Origin of the sequence: Flavobacterium sp. 22659 (genome assembly GCF_052044235.1) — a bacterium.
Lineage (GTDB): Bacteria > Bacteroidota > Bacteroidia > Flavobacteriales > Flavobacteriaceae > Flavobacterium > Flavobacterium johnsoniae.
The window spans coordinates 1-21,846 of the sequence record NZ_JBQEMU010000007.1 but is presented as its reverse complement, the minus strand read 5'-3'; the positions used below and the strand labels follow the sequence as shown (position 1 = coordinate 21,846).

General features: G+C 33.1%; 16 protein-coding genes and 1 riboswitch. Of the genes, 3 read left to right on the top strand and 13 right to left on the bottom strand.

The window, feature by feature from the left end:
* Positions 1-3: 3 nt before the first annotated feature.
* Positions 4-891 carry a sulfite exporter TauE/SafE family protein gene (locus ACTJIW_RS09270; RefSeq protein ID WP_121362450.1) on the bottom strand — a complete coding sequence of 296 codons (888 nt, stop codon included), beginning with the start codon at positions 889-891 and terminating at the stop codon, positions 4-6.
* Between the two features lie 312 nt (positions 892-1,203).
* Here ACTJIW_RS09270 and ACTJIW_RS09265 point away from each other — a divergent pair, with 312 nt between their 5' ends.
* Positions 1,204-1,986, top strand: coding sequence for a sulfite exporter TauE/SafE family protein (locus ACTJIW_RS09265; protein WP_274252248.1), 783 nt, complete (start codon positions 1,204-1,206; stop codon positions 1,984-1,986).
* A gap of 77 nt (positions 1,987-2,063) precedes the next feature.
* Here the strand turns inward: ACTJIW_RS09265 and ACTJIW_RS09260 are convergent, their stop codons facing one another.
* The 11 genes from ACTJIW_RS09260 to ACTJIW_RS09210 all read right to left on the bottom strand — a co-directional run bounded on the left by ACTJIW_RS09260 (position 2,064) and on the right by ACTJIW_RS09210 (position 15,640).
* A complete protein-coding gene (locus ACTJIW_RS09260) occupies positions 2,064-2,474 on the bottom strand; it encodes an RrF2 family transcriptional regulator (RefSeq protein WP_012023576.1) in 411 nt (136 codons plus the stop codon).
* Between the two features lie 132 nt (positions 2,475-2,606).
* Positions 2,607-3,107: an RDD family protein gene (locus ACTJIW_RS09255; protein ID WP_440714565.1), complete on the bottom strand. Its 501-nt coding sequence runs from the start codon at positions 3,105-3,107 to the stop codon at positions 2,607-2,609.
* A gap of 160 nt (positions 3,108-3,267) precedes the next feature.
* Positions 3,268-4,440: a trans-sulfuration enzyme family protein gene (locus tag ACTJIW_RS09250; protein ID WP_012023574.1), complete on the bottom strand. Its 1,173-nt coding sequence runs from the start codon at positions 4,438-4,440 to the stop codon at positions 3,268-3,270.
* A gap of 141 nt (positions 4,441-4,581) precedes the next feature.
* Positions 4,582-5,007, bottom strand: a complete 426-nt coding sequence (locus tag ACTJIW_RS09245) for an OsmC family protein (RefSeq protein WP_440714566.1) — start codon at positions 5,005-5,007, stop codon at positions 4,582-4,584.
* A gap of 88 nt (positions 5,008-5,095) precedes the next feature.
* Positions 5,096-7,510, bottom strand: coding sequence for a bifunctional aspartate kinase/homoserine dehydrogenase I (gene thrA / locus ACTJIW_RS09240; protein ID WP_073407999.1), 2,415 nt, complete (start codon positions 7,508-7,510; stop codon positions 5,096-5,098).
* 1 nt (position 7,511) lies between these two features.
* Entirely contained in the window at positions 7,512-8,495 is a 984-nt protein-coding gene (locus ACTJIW_RS09235) for an alpha/beta fold hydrolase (protein WP_254796513.1), read from the bottom strand.
* Positions 8,496-8,574: 79 nt separating this feature from the next.
* Positions 8,575-8,683, bottom strand: a riboswitch (SAM riboswitch).
* A 190-nt stretch (positions 8,684-8,873) separates the two neighbouring features.
* Positions 8,874-9,065 (bottom strand): hypothetical protein, encoded by a 192-nt coding sequence (locus ACTJIW_RS09230; protein WP_044047570.1) that lies wholly within the window; start codon positions 9,063-9,065, stop codon positions 8,874-8,876.
* 544 nt (positions 9,066-9,609) lie between these two features.
* The gene (locus ACTJIW_RS09225; protein ID WP_440714567.1) at positions 9,610-10,698 is read right to left on the bottom strand and encodes an aspartate kinase; all 1,089 of its coding nucleotides are present in this window, start codon (positions 10,696-10,698) and stop codon (positions 9,610-9,612) included.
* Positions 10,699-10,808: 110 nt separating this feature from the next.
* A complete protein-coding gene (locus tag ACTJIW_RS09220; RefSeq protein WP_440714568.1) occupies positions 10,809-12,113 on the bottom strand; it encodes an O-acetylhomoserine aminocarboxypropyltransferase/cysteine synthase family protein in 1,305 nt (434 codons plus the stop codon).
* A 73-nt stretch (positions 12,114-12,186) separates the two neighbouring features.
* Positions 12,187-12,375, bottom strand: coding sequence for a hypothetical protein (locus ACTJIW_RS09215; RefSeq protein ID WP_121362455.1), 189 nt, complete (start codon positions 12,373-12,375; stop codon positions 12,187-12,189).
* Positions 12,376-12,793: 418 nt separating this feature from the next.
* On the bottom strand, positions 12,794-15,640 hold the full coding sequence (locus tag ACTJIW_RS09210; protein ID WP_440714569.1) for a TonB-dependent receptor plug domain-containing protein: 2,847 nt from the start codon (positions 15,638-15,640) through the stop codon (positions 12,794-12,796).
* A gap of 529 nt (positions 15,641-16,169) precedes the next feature.
* Here ACTJIW_RS09210 and metK point away from each other — a divergent pair.
* Both metK and ACTJIW_RS09200 read left to right on the top strand, forming a co-directional pair.
* A complete protein-coding gene (gene metK / locus ACTJIW_RS09205; protein ID WP_012023567.1) occupies positions 16,170-17,420 on the top strand; it encodes a methionine adenosyltransferase in 1,251 nt (416 codons plus the stop codon).
* 139 nt (positions 17,421-17,559) lie between these two features.
* Positions 17,560-19,332, top strand: a complete 1,773-nt coding sequence (locus tag ACTJIW_RS09200) for a DUF4153 domain-containing protein (RefSeq protein WP_440714570.1) — start codon at positions 17,560-17,562, stop codon at positions 19,330-19,332.
* Positions 19,333-19,392: 60 nt separating this feature from the next.
* Here the strand turns inward: ACTJIW_RS09200 and ACTJIW_RS09195 are convergent, their stop codons facing one another.
* The gene (locus ACTJIW_RS09195) at positions 19,393-21,651 is read right to left on the bottom strand and encodes a hypothetical protein (RefSeq protein WP_440718448.1); all 2,259 of its coding nucleotides are present in this window, start codon (positions 21,649-21,651) and stop codon (positions 19,393-19,395) included.
* Positions 21,652-21,846 lie beyond the last annotated feature (195 nt).

Here is a 21,846-nt window from a genome sequence, read left to right as displayed (position 1 = left end):
GAATTATAATAATTTAGATAATGTTTTTAAACTCAATAATATAATTAGAACTCCAACAGCAACCATCATTGGTTTTCTTTTGATTTTATTTACTAAATAAGCTGCTAAAGGTGCTGAAAATACTCCTCCTAAAATCAGTCCTATAATAACCTGCCAGCCGTGGATTCCTCCAAAAAGCATAAATGTGATACCGCTTGCAAATGAAATGGCAAACTCTGCAGCATTTACAGAACCAATAGTATATCTTGGGTTTCTTCCTCTTCCTAATAAAGTTGAAGTCACAATTGGCCCCCAGCCTCCGCCTCCAACAGAATCCATAAATCCGCCGAAAACTGCTAAAGCACCTAATTTTTTAGTTTTCTTTTTTACAATATTCTTTTTTAACGCTTTTCTGATAATGATAACTGCCAAAATAATCATGTAAACTGCAATAAATGGCTTAATAACATCGCCATTAATTACGTCTGACAACAAATAAGCTCCTGTAATAGAACCTAAAACTCCCGGAATCAATAAATGCTTTACCAGTTTTTTATTGATGTTCCCAAAACGATGGTGAGAAAGTGCCGATGCGCCCGTTGTAAACATTTCAGAAACGTGAACTGCGGTACTGCTCATAACCGGCGGTACTCCATAAGCCAATAAAAATGAGGTTGAAGTAGCTCCATATCCCATTCCCAGTGTTCCGTCTACCAATTGAGCAAAAACTCCAATGGCAAAAAACACTAAAAATTCCTGATTGAATCCTGCTACAAATCCGTCCCAGGAAAATTCAGCGTGATGCTTGTATATTAAAGTGAATAATAAACCTACTAGTAAAACAACAGGAATTCCAATCCAAAGCTTCTCTTTAAAAGAGGCTGTATTATTTATTTTCAGTTCTTTCTCCATATTAAAAAGTTTAAATTTGCTTCAAAAAACCATTACCCTATCGGGTTAATAGATTACTTTGCAAAAATACTACTTATTTCTAAATTACAAAGCAATATTATTATTTTTTTGAGCCTTCAATTAGTCATTTATTACATTCTAAAAGAGTATATTAAGAATTATGCAGTATAATTTCACAAATAATGCCGTATTGCAGGATATTTCAACAATTTAGACGTCAAAAATATTTGGTAATTAAATACATTTTCTAATCTCTATAAAATCGATAGGATTATTATAAAATTATTGTATTTTAGCCCCAAACTTTTATTTATGGATTTTCAAATAGGTCTTGTAATTGCAGGATTAGCCGTTGGTTTTATTGTTGGACTGACCGGAGTTGGCGGCGGTTCCTTAATGACTCCAATTTTATTATACTTCAATATTCCGCCAACAACCGCTGTAGGAACCGATTTATTATATGCCGCATTTACTAAAGCTGGAGGCGTTTTTGTTCACAATAAAAAAGGGAACATAAACTGGAAAATTACAGGCTGGCTTACTCTTGGCAGCGTTCCAGCAGCTTTAGTTACTTTATGGATTTTAAACAGTATTAAAACTGATATTGAAACAATAAATCGTGTTATTAAATATAGTTTGGGCTGGGCTTTATTGTTCACATCAATCGCTATTATATTTAAAAATAAAATTTTAAAATATTCTCAAAAACATGCCGGAGATAAATTTCACAGTGAAAGTACCACACAAAATATGCTCACGATTGCAATTGGAGTTTTACTAGGCGCAACTGTAACTTTAACTTCTATTGGAGCAGGAGCTTTAGGAACTGTAACTTTATTTTTCCTTTATCCATTACTGCCAACACCTCGTTTAGTTGGAACCGAAATTGCACATGCTGTTCCTCTCACATTGGTTGCCGGAATTGGTCATGCTTCAATGGGAAATTTAGACATAGCTTTATTAGGACAATTACTAATGGGATCTCTTCCCGGAATCTATATGGGAAGTATGTTAAGCGGAAAAGTTCCTGATCAGTTTCTTAGAAATGCCATAGCTGTAATGCTTTTTATGGCCGGATATAAATTGATTTTTTAAAACTAAAATTTCTTAAAAAATAAAAAAGACCATTTCAAATTTAGAAATGGTCTTTTTTATTATGGATTAACTAATTCTTAGAACGCAATATCTGCTAAAGAATTACTTTCTAATATTTTGAGTGTATTATCACGAACTTCTGTCATTAACCGTCTTGCAGCACAAGTAGATTCGTCATCGCAGTCGTCGCATTTTTCGTAGAAATTATGGCTTGCACATGGAAGCAGCGCAATTGGACCTTCTAAAATACGGTATACTTTAGCCATACTAATATCTTTCGGGTCTTTAATTAAATAGTAACCACCGCCTTTTCCTTTTTTGGCACCAAGAAATCCTGAATTTCGAAGTAATAATAAAATACTTTCCAGAAATTTAATCGAAATATGTTCACTTTTGGCTATTTCGGCAATTTGTACAGGTTCGTTATTTTCTCTCCTGGCTAAATATGTAAGGGCTTTAATTCCGTATTTTGTCTTCTTTGAAAGCATTTTTATATTTTAGATGAGACTGTAAATTTTAGATTTTTTCTAAAACAAACAAACTTCATATTTTTCTGCAACAAAAATAGTCTTTTTAAATGAGAAAAATAACAGACGAATAGTTAAATTCTACCAATTCTATCAAATTACTTCTTTACTTCCTATTAAATTAAATTCATGAAATATTTTAATTTCTTCATCCAATGCTTTTTTATTAACCACATAAGTATGAGAAATAGAATCATGCCAGCCTCGTGAACCACCTAAAAAAGTAAATGCATCAAACGGGATAAAACGACATAAATTTCTTTTAAAAATAGTTCCAAAGTCAGGTTTTTGACCGTTTTCATCAACCACAATAGTTCCGGTAATAAATTTCCCTATTGATCTTGAAAATAAGCCTTCCATCACTAGATAATAAATTAATGAAATAAAAAGAGCAATAACATTCCATCCAAAATCTCCCATATTATCCATCCACACTCCAATTTCTGTAAATCCTAAACCTATTAAAATTCCCAAAAAAAGTGCTGTTATCACAAAAAGAATTATAAAAGCAAAAAGATCTATAATATAATTTAAAAACCGTGCTCCAACAGAAGCTAATAGTTTATCATCAAGAATGTAAGTGGATTGACTCATGGTTATATGGTTAATTTTGACTGTATTAGTTTTTCTTCCGAAACAAAAATATAATTTTTACTCAAGTATCACTCAAAAAGAATGACGATTTTTAACAGTAATAAATTTACAGTCAAAAATCGTCACTAATATATAATTTGAATTCTTAAATCTAAGAGATTTATCCAAGCGCTTGTTTTAAATCGGCAATTACATCTTCTACAGTTTCTAAACCTACAGAAACACGAACCAAACCTTGCGTGATTCCTACTGCTAATTGATCTTCTTCAGATAATTTACTGTGTGTTGTCGATGCCGGATGCGTTACGATTGTTCTTGTATCTCCAATATTTGCAGATAATGAGCAAAGTTCGATTGAATTCAGAAATTTTCTTCCTGCTTCGATACCACCTTTAATTTCAAATGCAATAATGTTTCCACCTGCTTTCATTTGCTTTTTAGCAATTTCATACTGTGGATGCGATTTCAAGAACGGATATTTTACGCTGTTTACATTCGGATGACTTTCTAAAAACTCAGCTACTTTTAAAGCATTTTCGCAGTGTCTGTCTACACGAACGGCTAAAGTTTCTAAACTTTTTGAAAGAACCCAGGCATTAAATGGTGATAATGCCGGTCCTGTATTTCTTGAAAACAAATAAATCTGTCTGATCAAATCGGCATTTCCTACTGTTACCCCGCCTAAAACGCGTCCTTGTCCGTCGATTAATTTTGTAGCAGAATGAATTACTAAATGCGCCCCAAATTTAATTGGCTGTTGTAAATATGGCGTTGCAAAACAGTTGTCGATAATTAAAATCAAGTTGTGTTTTTTGGCAATATTTCCTAACAATTCTAAATCGATAACATCTACTCCGGGATTTGTTGGAGATTCGGCGTATAAAATTTTAGTGTTTGGCTTGATGAAACTTTCGATTGTTTCCGGCTTATTAATTTCGAAATAAGAAGTTTCGATATTCCATTTTGGAAAATAAGTCATAAACAAAGCGTGAGTAGAACCAAAAACACTGCTTGCAGAAACGATATGATCGCCTGAATTCAATAAACCGGCAAAAGTAGAATATACAGCAGCCATTCCTGTTGCGAATGCATAACCAGATTCAGCTCCTTCCATTTTGCAGATTTTCTCCACAAACTCAGTTGTGTTTGGATTGCTGAAACGGCTGTAAATATTTCTTTCTTTTTCTTCTGTAAAAGAAGCTCTCATATCTTCGGCATCTTCAAAAACAAAGCTTGATGACAGGTACAAAGGCACCGAATGTTCTAAATATTGTGATCTTTCTAATTGTGTTCTAATGGCTTGTGTTTCAAAACCAAATTCTTCTGTATTCATTGTGTTGTTTTTTTTTGTTTTTTGAACGGTTATTTCGCGGAGATTCACAAAGTGAACACAGAGTTTCGCAAAATAATCTTTCTAGTTTTTTTTCAATTAACAGAGAATTATCTAATTCCCTAATTGACTAATTTTCTAATTCTATAAAGCTTCGTTGTTCAAGATAACTTTGTATTTAATTGTTGCTGTTGGTTCAACTGTTTTGGCAACTGAACAGTATTTTTCAAAAGAAAGCTGCGCTGCTTTTTTTGCTTTTTCCGGGTTGATTTCTCCTTCTAAATAGAAAACCACATCGATTTCTTTAAAAGGTTTTGCTTCTTCAATCTGCACTCGTGTTCCTTCAACCTCAGCGTTAAAAGAAGTGATTTCCTGGCGCTGTTTCTTTAAAATCGAAATCATATCAATAGCGCTGCATCCTGCAACTCCCATTAAAACTAATTCCATTGGACTTGCACCTAAATCGCTTCCGCCAAATTCAGCTCTGCTGTCAACGTCAACTATGTGTCCGCGTTCATTTTTTACTTTAAAATGAAATGCGTCATTTACTCTGTTAAGTGTTACTTTCATTGTGTTGTTATTTTTTTGTTTTGTTTGAATTCAAATCTTAAATCTATCCCGATAGCTATCGGGACTAAAATCTGCAATCTAAAATCAATTATCCTTTATCAGATAATCTCAAAATATCTCCAAAAACTCCTCTTGCTGTTACGGCAGAACCTGCACCGGCTCCCTGAATAACGATTGGACGATCTCCGTAAGATTCTGTATAAATTTCGAAGAAAGAATCTGAACCTTTTAATCCGCCTAATGCAGTATCTGAAGGTACTGAAACTAATTTTACTTCTAAATTTCCTTTGTCATTCTGCAAATCTCCAGACAATTCACCAATATATCTTAATACGTGATTTGGCTGTTGTTCTGCTTTTATCTTCGCATAAATTGGGTCAAATTCTTTTAATTTTGTCAAGAAATCGGCAGCGCTTCCTTCACGTAAGTGCTCCGGAATTAAATTTTGAATTGAAATTTCTTCAAACTCATTTTGCAAATCTAATTCTCTTGCCAGAATCAATAATTTTCTTCCCACATCATTTCCGCATAAATCTTCACGCGGATCTGGTTCTGTATATCCGTTATCAATTGCTTCCTGCAGAATTTCGCTGAACGGAGCATCTTTTGCAGAAAAATTATTGAATAAATAACTTAATGTTCCTGAGAAAACACCTTTAATTTTTGTGATATTTTCTCCTGAAAGGTGAAGCAGTTTAATTGTATCAATTAACGGTAATCCAGCTCCAACATTGGTTTCGTACAAATAATTCTTTTGATTTTCTGCTAAAGCTTTTCTCAATTCTTTATAGAAACCATACGTTAAAGTATTAGCGACTTTATTTGACGAAATTAAGTCGAAACTGCTTTCTACCAGTGTAACATAGTTTTCTACAAATGAAGCACTCGCTGTATTATCAACTGCAATTAAGTTCTCTAAATGGTACTCATTTGCATAATCAATAATGTCCTGAATCGTATATGATTCGCCTTTTGTTTCAATATCGTTTTTCCAGCTTGAAGTTACGCCATTTTTATTTAAAAGCAGTTTTTTAGAGTTTGCGATAGCAAAAACATTCAGCTTAATATCTTTTCGTTTTTCGATTGCAGAAGCCGATTCTAAAATTTGATTAATCAAAGTTCCGCCCACTAATCCGTGACCGAAAATCGCAATGTTGATTTTTTTAGAAACTCCAAAAATCTCTCCGTGAATTACGTTTAAGGCTTTGTTTAATTCTTCTTTTTTAACAACCAAACTCACGTTTTTACCTGTAACGGTATTGTTGAATAAAATTGGAACTATTTTATTTTTAATTAAAGCTGTATACGGTTTATGGAATGTACTTAAATCCTGCCCGATGATAGAAATTACCGAAACATTATCAGTCACTGTAATTTGGTTTACATCTTTAGAATAAAAGTCGTTTTCGAACTCTTTTTCTAATTCAACCATTGCAAGAGTTGCTTTGTCTTTAGCCACAACTAATCCAATTCCTCTTTCAGAAGAACCTTGCGAAATGATGCTTACGCTGATGTTGTGATCGCCCATTACTTTAAAAATTCGGGCATCGACTCCGGCTTTTCCAAGCAATCCGCGTCCTTCAAGATTTACAAGAGATACGTTTTCTAAAACAGAAAGGGTTTTAATTCCTTCTTTTGCAGAATTAGAAGTGATTAAAGTTCCGTGATTTTCGTGATTGAATGTATTTAAAATACGAAGGGGAATGTTTTTTTCTAATAAAGGAATTATCGTTTTGGCATGCAGAATTGTTGCTCCAAAATTGGCTAATTCATTTGCCTCATTAAACGATAAAAATTCGATTTTTTTAGCATCGGCAACTAAATCTGGATTTGCTGTATAGATTCCGTCAACGTGTGTAAAGTTTTGAAGTTCTTCGGCATCCAGATAATTAGCAATTAACGAAGCTGTATAATTGCTTCCGTTTCTTCCTAAAGTTGTGGTGTCGTTGTTGTTGTTTGAACCAATAAAACCGGTAACGATATTTACTGTTTCACCATTATGAAGTTTGAAATAATTGATAACGTTTTTCTTTGAAAGCTGTTCTAAAGGCTGGGCATCGCCAAATTTAGAATCTGTTTTCAACAATTCTCTCGTATCGACAAAATTGGCAGGAATTCCTTTTTCAATTAAAATTGAAGTCAATAATTTAGCCGAAAGCAATTCTCCTTTTGACAAAATCTGATCTTTAATTTTATTGCTGTAATCACCAATAAGACTAACTCCTTCAAATAATTTATCTAAAATATTGAATTCCTCAGATAAATCTACCTGCGGATAATCTGAAGTCTGGTATGCTTTAAAACTTTCTAATAAAGGCTTATAATTACCGTTTTTAGCAGCAATTCTTAAGATATCTTCTAATTCATCTGTCGCATTTCCTCGGGCAGAAACGACTACGGCAATTTGCTCGCCTTGATTTACTTTATCTGAAATGATTGAAACTACTTTGTTAAGTCCTTCTCCGTTTGATAATGATTTACCTCCAAATTTTAATACTTTCATTTTATTTTGCTATTGTTTCTGCCTTAAAAATATCGGCAAGTAAATGATCTAATTGTTTGTACTCGATTAAAAAAGCGTCATGTCCGTGAACCGAATCAATCTCGCTGTAAAAAACATTGTTTTTAAATTTCTTTAATTCATTGTAGGTTTCCAGATTTTCTTTTGGTGTAAAAAACAAATCTGAGTTGATAGCCACGATATGAATCGCAGCATTTGATTTGGATATTAACGTTTCGAAATCTTCACTATTTCTGGTAATATCGATGGTTTTAAGCAATTGGTTCATCAATTTATAAGATGACAACTGGTATCGCTGCTGCAATTTTTTGCCATGATGTGCCAGCCAGCTTTCTATATTAAAAATCAAAAGATCCTGATTGATGGTTCGCTGAAATTTTTCTTTAAATGATTCCGGAGAACGGTAACACAACATAGCGTGTATTCTGGCATCTTCGATTGGTCTCGAAGAATTGTTTAAAATTTGTTCTTGCAGGAAACAGTTGGCAATCATCCAGTCAGTCGATTTCCAATCGGTAGCAATAGGAATTAAATGTTCTGTAATGTTGGGTTCCAGAGCCAGAATTTCCCAAGCGATTCCTCCGCCGACAGAACCGCCTATTATGGCAAAAACTTTTTCAATATGCAGTGCTTTTAATCCTTTGATGAAGATTTTGGCAATATCTCTGGTTGTAAAATCCTGATAATTCTCGATTATAAACGAATCGGTTCCGTTTCCGGGAACATTAAATGCTAAAACGGTATATTGATTGGTATCGATAGTTTTGGCTTCGCCGATTAGATCACTCCACCAGCCATTTTCGCCGGTAACTTGTGCGTTTCCGGTTAAGGCATGATTAACCAAAACAATTGGAGCTGTATACAACGGTTTTCCGGAAAGTGTAAAACTTAACGGTAACGATTGATACAGTGCACCACTTTCGGTGATGAAATCTTGAATTATAATGGGACTTGGTATATTTTCCAATTTCAAATCTTTTTACTTTTTGATTTGTATGTGGAAATATTAGAAAGAAAGTCTAGAGTTGAAACTAGAAAAATTCTTGTTGTTATCTTTCCACGTTTGGGCGTGGTAGAATGCAGCACCTTCTTCGAATTAACGAAGGGTTGCTAAGGATTCATCGGGTCTAATCCCTCCTCCTTTCTTTATAACATTTTCAATACGTTTTTGAACTTAACGGTGCAAATTAACTACTAATTTCTTAAACTAACAAATTTTATCGAAACTGATTATTCAATTTCTTAAACATAATTCAATCAGAAACTATTGTACGCACAAAATTACCGAACGTTATGCCCAGTAATGTTATGCAGGTTTCAGCCCTGTATGATGGTACTTTTCAACTTAGATGAAAAGCGTTTCATTTTCTTTAGAATACATCAAAAACAATAATGAATTTGGTGCTTTTTTTACCGCTTTTTTATCTGTTTCAGTTATTCCAAAACTTGGGTGGATCAATTCATTTGCTGGCGGCGGATTGTTTCTTTCAGTTTTTGTACTTCTGAATTTTTTTCTTAAGTAGTTAATTGCGCTCATGATGTTTAAGTTTATGTTAGTTATTTTTTAATCTTTATGTTTACTTTAATTCTTTGTTATGATGCTAAATGGAATAAAAAAACCCTTTTGGATTTTTAATACCAAAAGGGTCTAAGTTTTATACAACTTATATATACTTTTAGTATCAACAGACGCATACACAAATACGTGCGACATTGAACATCTTGTTCATCTGTAGGGACTTATTCATTTGTGATTTGACTGTTATTTTTAAAAAATCTTGCATTTAGTATTTTTTATAAACTTTTTTGATGTGATTAAAATCGAAAAAGTGTTTTTGTCTATTTTAACAATTATTACTGCTTTTTTAACAGTTCTAACTTGTCTTACAAATTTGCGAATATTTTTTTAATATTGCAAGTTATAAAAGCTTATTTTTTCTTAAAAAACGTTAAAAAACAGCTTTTTATCGTTAAAAAACATCTTACAAAATTACAATTTGAATTAAAGAAGGTTAAATCCTACAAAAAATATCTAACTTTCTATTTCAATCTGTCAAAGAACTATGTAATATTGAAAACCACTAAAGCCAGACTGCTTCTTTATTTTTTATTTTTTCTGCAACTTTTAGAATATCGGTTATTAAACCTCTCGAAATTGCCTGTTTGCACGGTGATGCACTTTGAAGCACAATTGGAGTATTAGCATATGATTGTGTGTAAATTTCGAAAATAGAATCTGAACCTTTTAACTGGCCAATTGCTGATGTTACAGGTTCTGATACTAATTTTACTTCCAGCGTATTTTTCTCGACATCAAATTCTCCAATATATCGTAAGACGTGATTGTCTTTTTGGGTTATTTTGGCAATTTTAAATGATTTATCAATAGCATCTTTATTCAGTATTCCATTTTTTTCTAAGTGTTCTTCTCTTATCAGAGGATGAATTTTGATATCTGAAAATTCGAATTCTTTTCCTATTTCTCTCGTCAGGATCAATAATTTTCTGGCTGTATCATTTCCAGACAGATCTTCTTTAAATGTAGAACGCATTAATCCGAGAAGGCTGGCATCTTTTAAAATAGAGGAAAAAGTGTTTTCTTCGGCAGAAAAACGATTAAATACATAACTCAGGTTATCTGAAAACACACCTCGTATTTTGGTTATTTTTTCTCCTGAATAATACAAATCTCTTAATGTCTGCAAAACCGGAAATCCTGTATCTACAGAGGTTTCATACAAGAATTCTTTGTCGTATTTTTTAAGATTTTCTCTTATTTTTTTATAGAGATCAATTGGGAGAGTATTGGCTTTTTTATTTACAGCCACGATATTGAATCCGTTTTCGATTAAAGTATTATAATGACCAATCAATTCGTCGCTTGCAGTGGCATCAACGGCAATAAGATTTTCGAATTCGTTTTCTTTTGCAAATTCAATAATATCTTCGACTCTAAACGGAACAGCCAATTCTCTAAAATTGGTTTCCCAGGCATATCCAACACCTTCTTTCTCGAAAAAGGCTACTGTAGAATTGGTGATAATAGGAAAATGAAAATCAACATTTTTGCTTTGCAGAAAAAACTCCTGACTTTCGATAATCTGATTGATTAATGTGCTTCCTATATTTCCTATTCCAAATAGGATGATATTTATTTTAAGCTTTGACATAATTTTAATTTTTAAAATATATCTGTATTATGATTTTCTTTTCATAAAAAATCACCTCTAGCAGAACTCACGCTGCTAAAGGCAATTTTTCAAACAAAAAACAAAAAAACCTAATTCTTATTGATGCTGTACTGCGATTGGGTTACGCTTTCAAAAACCGCTTGTAAGTCGGCAATTAAATCTTCAACATCTTCTATTCCAACAGAAAGTCGGACTAAATCTTTTGATACTCCTGTAGCCAATTGGTCTTCTTCAGACAATTGCTGGTGAGTAGTGCTTGCAGGGTGTATAATCAGCGATTTTGTGTCGCCAATATTGGCCAAAAGCGAGAATAACTTCGTTTCGTCTACTACTTTTTTAGCAGCGTCAAAACCTCCTTTTAATCCAAAGGTGATAATACCGCTTTGCCCTTCCGGAAGGTATTCTTTGGCTAAATCATAATATTTATTTGATTTCAAACCTGGATAATTTACCCAGACTACCTCATCTTGTTTTTCTAACCATTCGGCCAGAACCAAAGCATTTTCACTGTGTTTTTTAATTCGGATTGGAAGTGTTTCTAATCCCTGAATTATCTGAAAAGCATTAAACGGACTCAAAGCAGCTCCAAAATCTCGTAATCCTTCGATTCGTGCTTTTGCAATAAAGGCTGCATTTCCTAAAGCTTCGTGATATACTAATCCGTGATATCCTGCAGATGGTTCTGTAAATTCAGGAAATTTTCCGTTAGCCCAGTCAAAGTTTCCGGCATCGATAATTACACCGCCTAATGATGTTCCGTTTCCGGCTATATATTTAGTTAATGAGTGAATTACAATATCGGCACCATATTTAATTGGGTTTAACAAATAAGGTGTCGCAACTGTATTGTCTACTATAAATGGCACTTTAAATGCTTTGGCTTCTGCCGAAATTGCTTTTAAGTCTAATACGTCTAATTTTGGATTTCCTAAAGATTCTACAAAAAATGCTCTGGTATTTTCTTTTGCTGCTTTAGTAAAATTTTGTGGATCTGAAGGATCTACAAAAGTGGTTGTAATTCCTAAACGAGGTAATGTTACACTTAATAGGTTGTAAGTACCGCCGTATAAACTATTTGATGCTACGATATGATCGCCGGCTCTTAATAAAGTTAATAAAGTGGTAGAAATTGCTGATGCTCCAGATGCCGTAACTACAGCTCCAATACCGCCTTCGAGTGTGGCAAGTCTCTGTTCTAAAACATCGTTTGTTGGGTTATTTAATCTGGTGTAAATAAATCCGGCTTCGGCAAGACCAAATAAATTGGCCGCATGATCGGCGTTATTAAATACGTATGATGATGTCTGGTAAATTGGAACTGCTCTTGTTCCAGAATTTTTAGTAACATCGTGTCCTGCGTGTAATGCGTTTGTTGCAAATTTTTGTGTGCTCATGATTTCTTAGTTTTTTAGGTATTGTTAATACTATTATATATTGTTATCTGATTGTAATTAAATTTTGTGGTGATTAAGCAAAAGAAAATTCTCCTTCTGTTTCAAGATCATACATTTGAAACAGTAATGATTTTTGAACTTTTCTATCCTGTTCTGAATTGATTCTTGTGATTTCTTTTGTTAGATTTTCTGATTTGTTATTGTCATTTTGAGAATCGTTTCTCAATAAATATTCTACTGCTATGGAATTTAATGTCTTCATGATTTTTAATTTAAAGTGTTGAAATGAAAAAAGCCCTTTCGGATGGCGACCAAAAGGGCTTATAGTGTAACTATAACAAAGATTGTATCTTTTACTTTTGGCAACAGCAAGGTTGGATGCACATTTGCATCATACTACAACACATCATATTTTTTCCTGCTATTGTTTTCATTTCTATTTAAAATTTAATTCCTTTTTAAACTCGACTAGTTTGATAGAGTAAATGTAATATTTATTTGTTTAACTGCCAAATAAAATTTTGATATTTAACATTAAATTTTTGTAAGTCACTAAAATCAAACCTTTCAGCTCACTAAATTATTCTGAAAGGTTAGCCACAGATTAAAAAGATTACATTGATTTTAAAAATCAGCGCTAATTCGTTTAATCTTTATAATCTGTGGTCTATTCTTTTACTTTAAAATTTAAAACTTAAACGTGCAAAACCAAATCTTCCGTTTAATCCAAATTGCGATACAGCTCTTGAATATGCAAACTGATTTGCGTTTGTTAAGTCTGTACTTGGCGCCGGAGATAAAGTTGGAGTTGTGTTTGTAAAAGCCGGAGTCGAAGGATTATTTCTGTCCGGATAAACATCTCCTATATTATTAAATCCAACGGTTGCTCTAAAATGTTCGTTTATCTGGTATCCGAACGACAAATCAGTTACTAATTTTGCGCTGTATTCCGGATGTTCGTAAACAGAAGAAAATCCATCTAAATTAACATCTGTTGCTCCCGGATCTGTTACTTTTCCAAAATAACTGTTTCTTAAATATATATCCAGTTTTTTGATACTGAAAGTCGTTGTTAGGTTTGCTTTTAATTTCGGAATTGCTTCTTCTAAATAAATTCGGCTTGACTCAGGAAAAAATGAATATATATAAGGATCGCCGCCTGCATCAATAATAGACTGTGGTACATTTAAAGCGCCTACTCTTTTTGTTTCATTAAAACTTAAAGCAAAATCATTTCTAATTACAAAATCCTGAATTACATCATATTTTTGAGAAATTACTAAATCAATTCCTTTTGTTTCTGAGTCAATTCCATTTGTCCAGAACGAAGCTCTCTCAACACCTTTTAAATCAAATGCCTGTTGAAACAATGTCAAAGCATCTTTTTGTGTCTGCGATGTTGCTGCATTTATCTGCGCATCTGTTGGTCTAGCATATTGTCCTGATAAAACAATTCTGTCGTTGATTCTTGTATAATAAGCATCTGTAGAAATTGTAATGTTTGCTTCTGGAATTTTAAATGTAAATCCTGTGCTGATGCTTTTTGATTTTTCTGGTTTTAAATTTTCTACACCAATACTTTTTGCCGCCTGAGAATCATTTGTAAAATATCCAACCTGATAAGGCGAACCATTAATGAATTGGGTAGAACTGCTTTCAAAATATTTTTGCTGTAATGATGGCGCTCTAAAACCTGTCTGCCCTGAAACTCTCCAATTGATATTATCTGTTAATTTTAAAAGAGAAGCTAATTTAAAAGTAACTGTACTTCCAAAATCTGAATAGTTTTCATAACGTGCCGCTCCGTTTACCAGCCATTTTTCGGTTGCATTCAACTCTAAATCAATGTAGGCAGCGCCGCTTTGTCTGTCTTTTTCTTTAGCATCTGAAGGCTGAAATCCTGAGAATCCCTGCGCTCCTGCTCCACGTTTGTTACCAAAGAAATCAGTAACAATTAAAGGTGAAGTACTTGGTAAAATTCCGGTTACCAAAGCTCCGTTTACATCATATAATCCGTATGAAGCTTCTTCTCCAGCTTTAATTTCGTAATTTTCATATCTAAATTCTCCTCCAAAAGCAACATTCAGTCCAGAAAGAACATCAAGCTTTTTACTGAAATCTAAATTGGTTGTGCTTTGTAAAAATGAAACTTTTCCGGCATCAAAACTCAAAGGTGAATTGGTTCCTAAAGTCGCATTGATAGTATTGTTTACATCATAATTAAATGAATTGGTTCCTAAATTGGTGCTTAAATCTGTATCGAAGCCTAAAATATTTGTAGTAACTCCAAGTGCAGCCGAAGCATCTAAAATCTTAGATTCAATTTCTGGTAAAAATCCGTTTTGATACACTTGCGTGAAAGTTCCTGAACCGTTTGGCAGTCTGTTAAAAGCATACGATTTCCCATTTCTATAAGAGATTCCTCCAAATGAATATAGTGAAGTTGTTTCGGTTAAAGGATATTTTGCATTATAATATGCCTGTCCCGAAGCCAATTCTGACTGTCCTACACTCATATTATAATCTGCTCTTTGCTGTCCTCTGTAAGCTAACTCATTATTAGTAACATCAAAATTAAGTGCTGTCTGCATTTGAGCAATTGTTGTTGCCGATGCAATTGCATTTTGCTGTGCTGTTGTAAAATAACTTACCTGCGGCGCATATTGCTGCAGCGAACTTATAATTTGTGCCGAATTTCCAGTCGTATTAATATTACTGAACAATGAATTGATTTCGACTCCATTTTGAGCCGCTCTGTTTTCTACAGCATTATAAGCATTAAAAATTCCGTTATTTCTAATTCCTGCCCTGCTTGTTGCCTGTCTTGTTACACCAACAGCAGTTAGGTTTAAATAACTTCCGGGTTTTCCTAAAGAAGTTCCGTAATTTAAATCAATCTGGGTTGTTTGTCCATCAGAACCGCCTTTAAAGTTATTTGAACCTGATGACAAGTTAGCTCCATACTGAACTCCTCCTGAAAGATAGTTGGCATTTTTCTTTAATACAATATTGATAACTCCTGCAATAGCATCTGAACCGTATTGTGCTGCCGCACCATCTCTTAAAACTTCAATTCTTTCAATTGCAAAAGATGGAATGGCATTTAAATCTGTTCCTACAGATCCCCTTCCTGGCGATCCGTTTATGTTTACCAGTGCGCTGGTGTGCCTGCGTTTTCCGTTTACTAAAATTAAAACCTGATCTGGTCCTAAACCTCTTAATTGCGCCGGATCAACGTGATCTGTTGCATCGGCAGTTGATGTTGCGTTACTTGTAAAAGATGGCGCAACATAATTTAAAATTTGAGTTACGCTGGTTTGCGGCGCTCCTTTTGTAATATCGGCAATATTAAAAACATCAACCGGAACCGGCACATCTGTTTTTACTCTGTTCTTACTTCTTGATCCAATTATGGTTACTTCTGACAATTCATTATTCTTCAAAGAATCCTGCTCGGTTTTGTTGTCCTGAGCATAAAGGCCTGAAAATGTCACAAGACCCAAAACGATTAGTACATTTTTTTTCATTTCTTTTTAGTGATTAATTTGTTTTTGGCTTAAAAGACTTACAGTTTTTTCGGTTTGAAACAAAAAAAAACCTCTGCGGCGGGCAGAGGTTCTATTATATTGTTGAAAAAAATCTACAATAGAGTCTCTGCGGAGAATTCCGGCATCTTACAAGACATCATATTGCAAACTGTAAATTTCATTTTTGTTCTGTGATTTTAACAAGGCAAATTTGCGAACTATTTTTTAATCAGCCAAACAAAAATCAAAATATTTTCTATTACCCTATCAAAATAGTATGCTTTTGTTAAATTTCTGCTATAAAAAATAAAAAAAGTTGAACTTTAATTTGCAAATCAAAATGGTTTTATACCTTTGCACGCGAATACAGAGGAAAAATTTGAACTGATTGCAACCTCTTCATAATGAAACGGTTCATTATGGATGCCGAAATAAAGATTTTGGTAGTAAAAAATGCTAAAGCAGGAACTCTCCTTTAGCACTTTCAGCAATTACTTTTCCTCGCTTAATGTTAATTTAATAAATTATTATGGCTTATTTATTTACGTCAGAATCTGTTAGTGAAGGGCATCCAGACAAAGTTGCAGATCAAATTTCGGATGCTTTAATTGATAACTTTTTGGCATTTGACGCTGATTCGAAAGTAGCTTGTGAAACATTGGTTACTACAGGTCAGGTTATTTTAGCAGGTGAGGTAAAATCAAATACTTATCTTGATGTACAACAAATTGCACGTGAGGTAATCCGTAAAATTGGATATACTAAAAGTGAATATATGTTTGAGGCAAATTCTTGTGGAATTTTATCAGCTATTCACGAGCAGTCTGCAGACATTAACCAAGGAGTTGACAGAGCTAAGCCGGAAGAGCAAGGTGCTGGAGATCAAGGAATGATGTTTGGTTACGCTACAAACGAAACTGAAAACTTCATGCCATTGGCACTTGATTTATCTCATAAATTATTACAAGAATTAGCTATTTTAAGACGTGAAAACAAAGAAATCACGTATTTACGTCCAGATGCTAAATCTCAGGTAACTTTAGAATACAGCGACGATAACAAACCAACTCGTATTGACGCGATTGTTATTTCAACGCAGCATGATGATTTTGATGAAGAAGCTGCAATGCTTGCTAAAATCAAAAAAGATGTTATCGAAATTTTGATTCCAAGAATTATCGCTAAAAACCCTGAGCACGCTCATTTATTTAACGATAAAATCAACTACCATATTAACCCAACAGGAAAATTCGTTATTGGAGGACCTCACGGAGATACTGGTTTAACAGGAAGAAAAATTATTGTTGACACTTACGGAGGTAAAGGTGCTCACGGTGGTGGTGCATTCTCTGGAAAAGATCCAAGTAAAGTAGACAGAAGTGCTGCTTATGCAACTCGTCATATCGCTAAAAACTTAGTTGCTGCAGGTGTTGCTGACGAAATCTTAGTTCAGGTTTCTTACGCAATTGGAGTTGCTGAGCCAATGGGTATTTTCATTGAGACTTACGGAACTTCTAAAGTAAACTTAACAAACGGTGAAATCGCTAAAAAAGTAGAAGCTATCTTCGATATGCGTCCTTACTTTATTGAGCAGCGTTTAAAATTAAGAAATCCTATTTACAGCGAAACGGCTGCTTACGGACACATGGGACGTAAACCAGAAACGGTTACTAAAACTTTCTCTGCTCCAGGCGGAAACGAAAAAACGGTTACTGTTGAGTTGTTTACATGGGAAAAACTTGATTTTGTTGACCAGGTAAAAACTGCATTTGGATTATAATTTTTTTAAGCTTCAAAGCTAAGTTTCCTTAATCTTACTTATATATAAATCCCGAATTCTATTTGTTTAGAGTTCGGGATTTTTTATTTGTTTATTTGACGGCATTTGCTTTCCTTAGTACAAAATAACTGACTAAAAAATGAGCAGACTTCCTTCATTACAGAACGTGTTAAATGCAGCACAAAAAACCATTCTGAGATTTCCTTTAGAAACTATTACAGCAATTTGTGGTACCATTTTCGCTGTTTTAAATATTAGACAGGATTATTCAAACCATGACGAATTCTATTTAAAAGCAATCATGAGCTGTTCTTTATGTCTGGTTTGGTTTGTTTCTGCAAGTTTGTTTTTTGCTGCCAAACACAAAAACAATATCATACGCTTTACTGTTAGTATACTAGTCAGCGTACCTTTAATTGCTTTTGTATTTAATTTTGGAGAAAGAGTCTCAGATGCGCAATGGCAGCAGTTTTTTGTTCTCAACCTTGCTTTACATTTATTGGTTTCTTTCGCAGGTTTTATTCCAAGGACATACAATCAGGAAGAGTTTTGGGAATTTAATAAACAGCTATTTATACGAATTCTTACATCTGGTTTGTATAGTATTGTTCTTTATACTGGTTTAGCTTTAGCAATTTTAGCCGTCGATCAATTATTTAAAGTAGAATTTGATGGCAAAATATACGGATATCTATTTTTTGTCATCGCAGGAGTTTTTAATACTATTTTCTTTTTAAGCGGTGTTCCTGAAACGAATAGCAAAGAATTTCCGCTTGAATTAAATTACCCAAAAGGACTTAAAAATTTCACTCAGTTTGTGTTACTTCCTCTTATAAGTATTTATCTGGTAATATTAATTTGTTACGAAGCAAAAATTCTGGTTACGCTTTCGCTTCCTGTAGGATGGGTTTCGTATCTGGTTCTGGCATTTGCTATCGTTGGAATTCTTTCTTTTTTATTGATACATCCTATTGCAAATGAAAGCGGTAATTTATGGATGCGTACCTTTAACCGCTGGTTCTATTTTTTATTAATTCCGTTGTTGGCATTGCTTTTTTGGGCCATTTTATACCGAATTAATCTTTACGGATTTACTCACGAACGTTATTATGTTTTATTATTATCTATTTGGCTCGCGGTTGTTGTGACTTATTTTTTAATTGCAAAACATCCAAAAATAAAATTCATCCCTATAACCATGTGCATTGCCGGTTTGTTTTCGATTATTGGACCGCAAAGTGCTGATTCTGTTTCAAAATACAGTCAGTTATCCCGATTCGAAAACTATCTGCAAAAAGCTCAAGGCAAAACATTAACTTTTGAGGAAGAAAAAGAATTAAGCAGTATTGTTTATTTTTTACAAAGAAATTACTCTTTTGAAATTATGCTTCCGTATGCGCATAAAAAATTAGATGCGCTGTACAAAAAAGACAAAGATCCGGGATCAACTAAAATAATGGAAAGTTTAGGTTTTCAGTATCGATCTGAATATGAAGACAAACCTAAAGAAAATGATTATTTTAACTATTATTACTATGAAAACAATAATAATGTTGTGGATAACATTCATGGTTATGATTTCATTTTTATTTTGAATAAAAACAATGCATTCGACTGTAACCAATGTATTACTTTGAATGGTACTACATATTCAATTAAGTCAAAAACTACAAATTATGGTCAGGAATTACAGATTAATAAAGACATTATTCCTCTTAAAATAAACGATTTTATTAATGCAAATTCTGCTTTTAAAAGAGATTATGATTCAGAAAATAAAATAGAACAGAAAATAGAAACTTCAAAATATATTATTTTACTGAATTATCTAAGTGTAAATGGCAAGATAAAAAACAATAAAAAAGATCCTGCACATTATCAAATCAAAGTAATGGCAGGCATTAAAAAATAGGAAAAGAAAACCCGGCAAAACTAAAATTTGCCGGGTTTCTTTTATTCTGATATCTTAATATTAATAGGTTCCGTTCTGCATTTTAGATAAAACTTCTTTTATATCATTTGCAGTTTCTTCTTCAACAGTATCGGTTAAATATTTTACTGCCAGAGTCTGAGTAGCAACAGCTTTATCTTTTTGTCCGTCTTTGTAATACAACTGTGCCAGCGTATCTAAATAATATGGATTGTTTTTAGATATTACTAAACTATATTCAGACCATTTTATAGCATCTTTAATAAAGTTAGAATTCTGAGATTTTAATACAACCATCCAGGCTGCATTATTGCAAATATCTGAATTGTAAAGTTTAAATGAGTTCCATCCGTCATACGAATAACTAGAGTTCGGGTCTAATCCTGAATAAATAACATCTAATTTTTCAATTGGATTTGCCCCTGCTAATGTATTATCAAAATAAGTATTAAACTCTTTTAAGTAGGTTGTATTAGAACCGTCATTGTCTGTAAACTGACCTAAATAGTCAAAATAGTTTCTATAGGATTCAAAATTTCCTTTTCCAGATGCAATGATTTTTTTATAAATCGAATTGACTTTGTCTTTGTTTTTTTCTCCTCCTGCTCCATCTTTAGAAACATTTAGATTACCCTGCAATGCATTGGAAATTTCAGAAAAAACATTGTCTATATAATGAACTTCCGGTGCATCATTATTGAATGCTGCACGATTACTTTCTATTTCATCAGAATGTTTTAACAAATAATCAATGGCTAAGAAGTCTGTATCGTCTAAAATTCTGTCTTCGTTAAAAAGCTGTTTGGTAAATCCAACATTCTTAATTTCTTTTATAATGGTTTCTGCCAAACTCATATCTGGATTTTTATCTTTTTGATGTGCCTCAATTAATTTTTTCCAGGTTTGAGCCACTTCTTTTTTATCTAAGGCTGGTTTAGAAATTACCAGATCAGCAGAATCATATGCAGTATAATCATCATCATAAGATGTTTGCAGTGCTGCCGTTTTATTAAAAGCCTGAATCAAATCAGCATCAGATGCTTTTTTATTTTTCAGGACTTTACCAATAGACATAGAAGCATCTGCACGCAATAGTTTAAGATAATAGCTGCCATTATAACTAAACTGATATTGGTTTGATATTAAATCAGATTTTGCAACAGCTAATAGATCACCGTTTCCGTTTAAAATGAATATACTTGGGTCGTTTGTTATTTTATTGTTTTTCAGCCATTTTTTATCATCGGCACCGGCCATGTAATAATTATAAACATCATATTTTGCATCATATTTATCATACATGTTGTATCCTGTCTGTGATTCCTGACTTTTTATGAATGCATCAAAATTTGCTTTTGCAGAGGGATTTTTGCTGTCTACAATTCCAACTAAAAACTTAGTTTTAGCATCTTTAGTTGCAGCAAGAGCACTTTTTAGATTATTTTCTATTTTAAGTTTAAAATTATATGAATAATCTGCCGAAGCGTATGCAGTTGTGTCAACAGCAACACTATCAATTGCATTATTTTGAGTACTGTCTACAGCTGTTCCATAACTGTCATAATAAGAACTTTTTCCTGGATAAGTCCAGTTTGTTATGGTTTGATTTTCTAATGGAACAACTTTAGGCGTTTTATCCGGCTGTACATCTTTTTCGTTTACAAATACGAAAGGCTCGTTTACTAATGGTTCAGAAACTTTCAGCTGGTTTGTTTTTCTGTCATAAAACCCGGCAAAATTGAGATTACCTAAAGGCTGTGACTGATAATCAATTGCTGCTTCTGAAACATCTTTGTCTATTGCATATTTACTAATATTACTTTTTCCGTCATGATTTTCTATAACCAAATACAAAAAATCTGTTTTGTCTATTTCAAATTCTAAATCTGTTGATGTCCAGTTTGGATCTACTTTTGCTCTAATATCAGAAATTCTTTGATACTGAACTGTTTCTGAAGCTTTTTGAGTACCTATATAAAAGTTAGGCCCTATATAAACTGAATAAAGAGTTGGGTCTAAGATTTTAATCTTAATCTTTTTGGCTTTTTTATCATTTTTAAACGAAAGATTAAACCCGTTTTCTGATTGTGCTTTTTTAGAAAAAACTAACGAATCGCCTTTAATTTCATATTCTCCCGTATAAAAGACCAATTCGTATTTGTTATCGTCTAATAAATTTAGTTTTATTTTTCCACCTTTATTTGTAGATAAATAAGTTCCTTTTTGAATACCATTTGTTTGAGCGAAAGAAACAAACATTCCGGCAAACAAGAGTGATAAACTCCAAACAATATTGCGCATGACTATTTTGTATTTAATATTAGTACAAAATTATCTGATTCACTTTCAAACAAAGCCAAAAAAATCATAATATTGTAGTTAAAATACTACAATAAAAAAATCCAATGACTTATTCGCCATTGGATTTTTTTATTGTGTTTAAAAGATTTTAGTATGTTCCGTTCTGCATTTTAGATAAAACTTCTTTTATATCAT

Bases quoted from the DNA above. Each gene is read 5' to 3' on its own strand.
- ACTJIW_RS09270 (WP_121362450.1), bottom strand. From the start codon at position 891: ATGGAGAAAGAACTGAAAATAAATAATACAGCCTCTTTTAAAGAGAAG.
- ACTJIW_RS09265 (WP_274252248.1), top strand. From the start codon at position 1,204: ATGGATTTTCAAATAGGTCTTGTAATTGCAGGATTAGCCGTTGGTTTT.
- ACTJIW_RS09260 (WP_012023576.1), bottom strand. From the start codon at position 2,474: ATGCTTTCAAAGAAGACAAAATACGGAATTAAAGCCCTTACATATTTA.
- ACTJIW_RS09255 (WP_440714565.1), bottom strand. From the start codon at position 3,107: ATGAGTCAATCCACTTACATTCTTGATGATAAACTATTAGCTTCTGTT.
- ACTJIW_RS09250 (WP_012023574.1), bottom strand. From the start codon at position 4,440: ATGAATACAGAAGAATTTGGTTTTGAAACACAAGCCATTAGAACACAA.
- ACTJIW_RS09245 (WP_440714566.1), bottom strand. From the start codon at position 5,007: ATGAAAGTAACACTTAACAGAGTAAATGACGCATTTCATTTTAAAGTA.
- thrA (WP_073407999.1), bottom strand. From the start codon at position 7,510: ATGAAAGTATTAAAATTTGGAGGTAAATCATTATCAAACGGAGAAGGA.
- ACTJIW_RS09230 (WP_044047570.1), bottom strand. From the start codon at position 9,065: ATGAGCGCAATTAACTACTTAAGAAAAAAATTCAGAAGTACAAAAACT.
- ACTJIW_RS09225 (WP_440714567.1), bottom strand. From the start codon at position 10,698: ATGTCAAAGCTTAAAATAAATATCATCCTATTTGGAATAGGAAATATA.
- ACTJIW_RS09220 (WP_440714568.1), bottom strand. From the start codon at position 12,113: ATGAGCACACAAAAATTTGCAACAAACGCATTACACGCAGGACACGAT.
- ACTJIW_RS09215 (WP_121362455.1), bottom strand. From the start codon at position 12,375: ATGAAGACATTAAATTCCATAGCAGTAGAATATTTATTGAGAAACGAT.
- ACTJIW_RS09210 (WP_440714569.1), bottom strand. From the start codon at position 15,640: ATGAAAAAAAATGTACTAATCGTTTTGGGTCTTGTGACATTTTCAGGC.
- metK (WP_012023567.1), top strand. From the start codon at position 16,170: ATGGCTTATTTATTTACGTCAGAATCTGTTAGTGAAGGGCATCCAGAC.
- ACTJIW_RS09200 (WP_440714570.1), top strand. From the start codon at position 17,560: ATGAGCAGACTTCCTTCATTACAGAACGTGTTAAATGCAGCACAAAAA.
- ACTJIW_RS09195 (WP_440718448.1), bottom strand. From the start codon at position 21,651: ATGCGCAATATTGTTTGGAGTTTATCACTCTTGTTTGCCGGAATGTTT.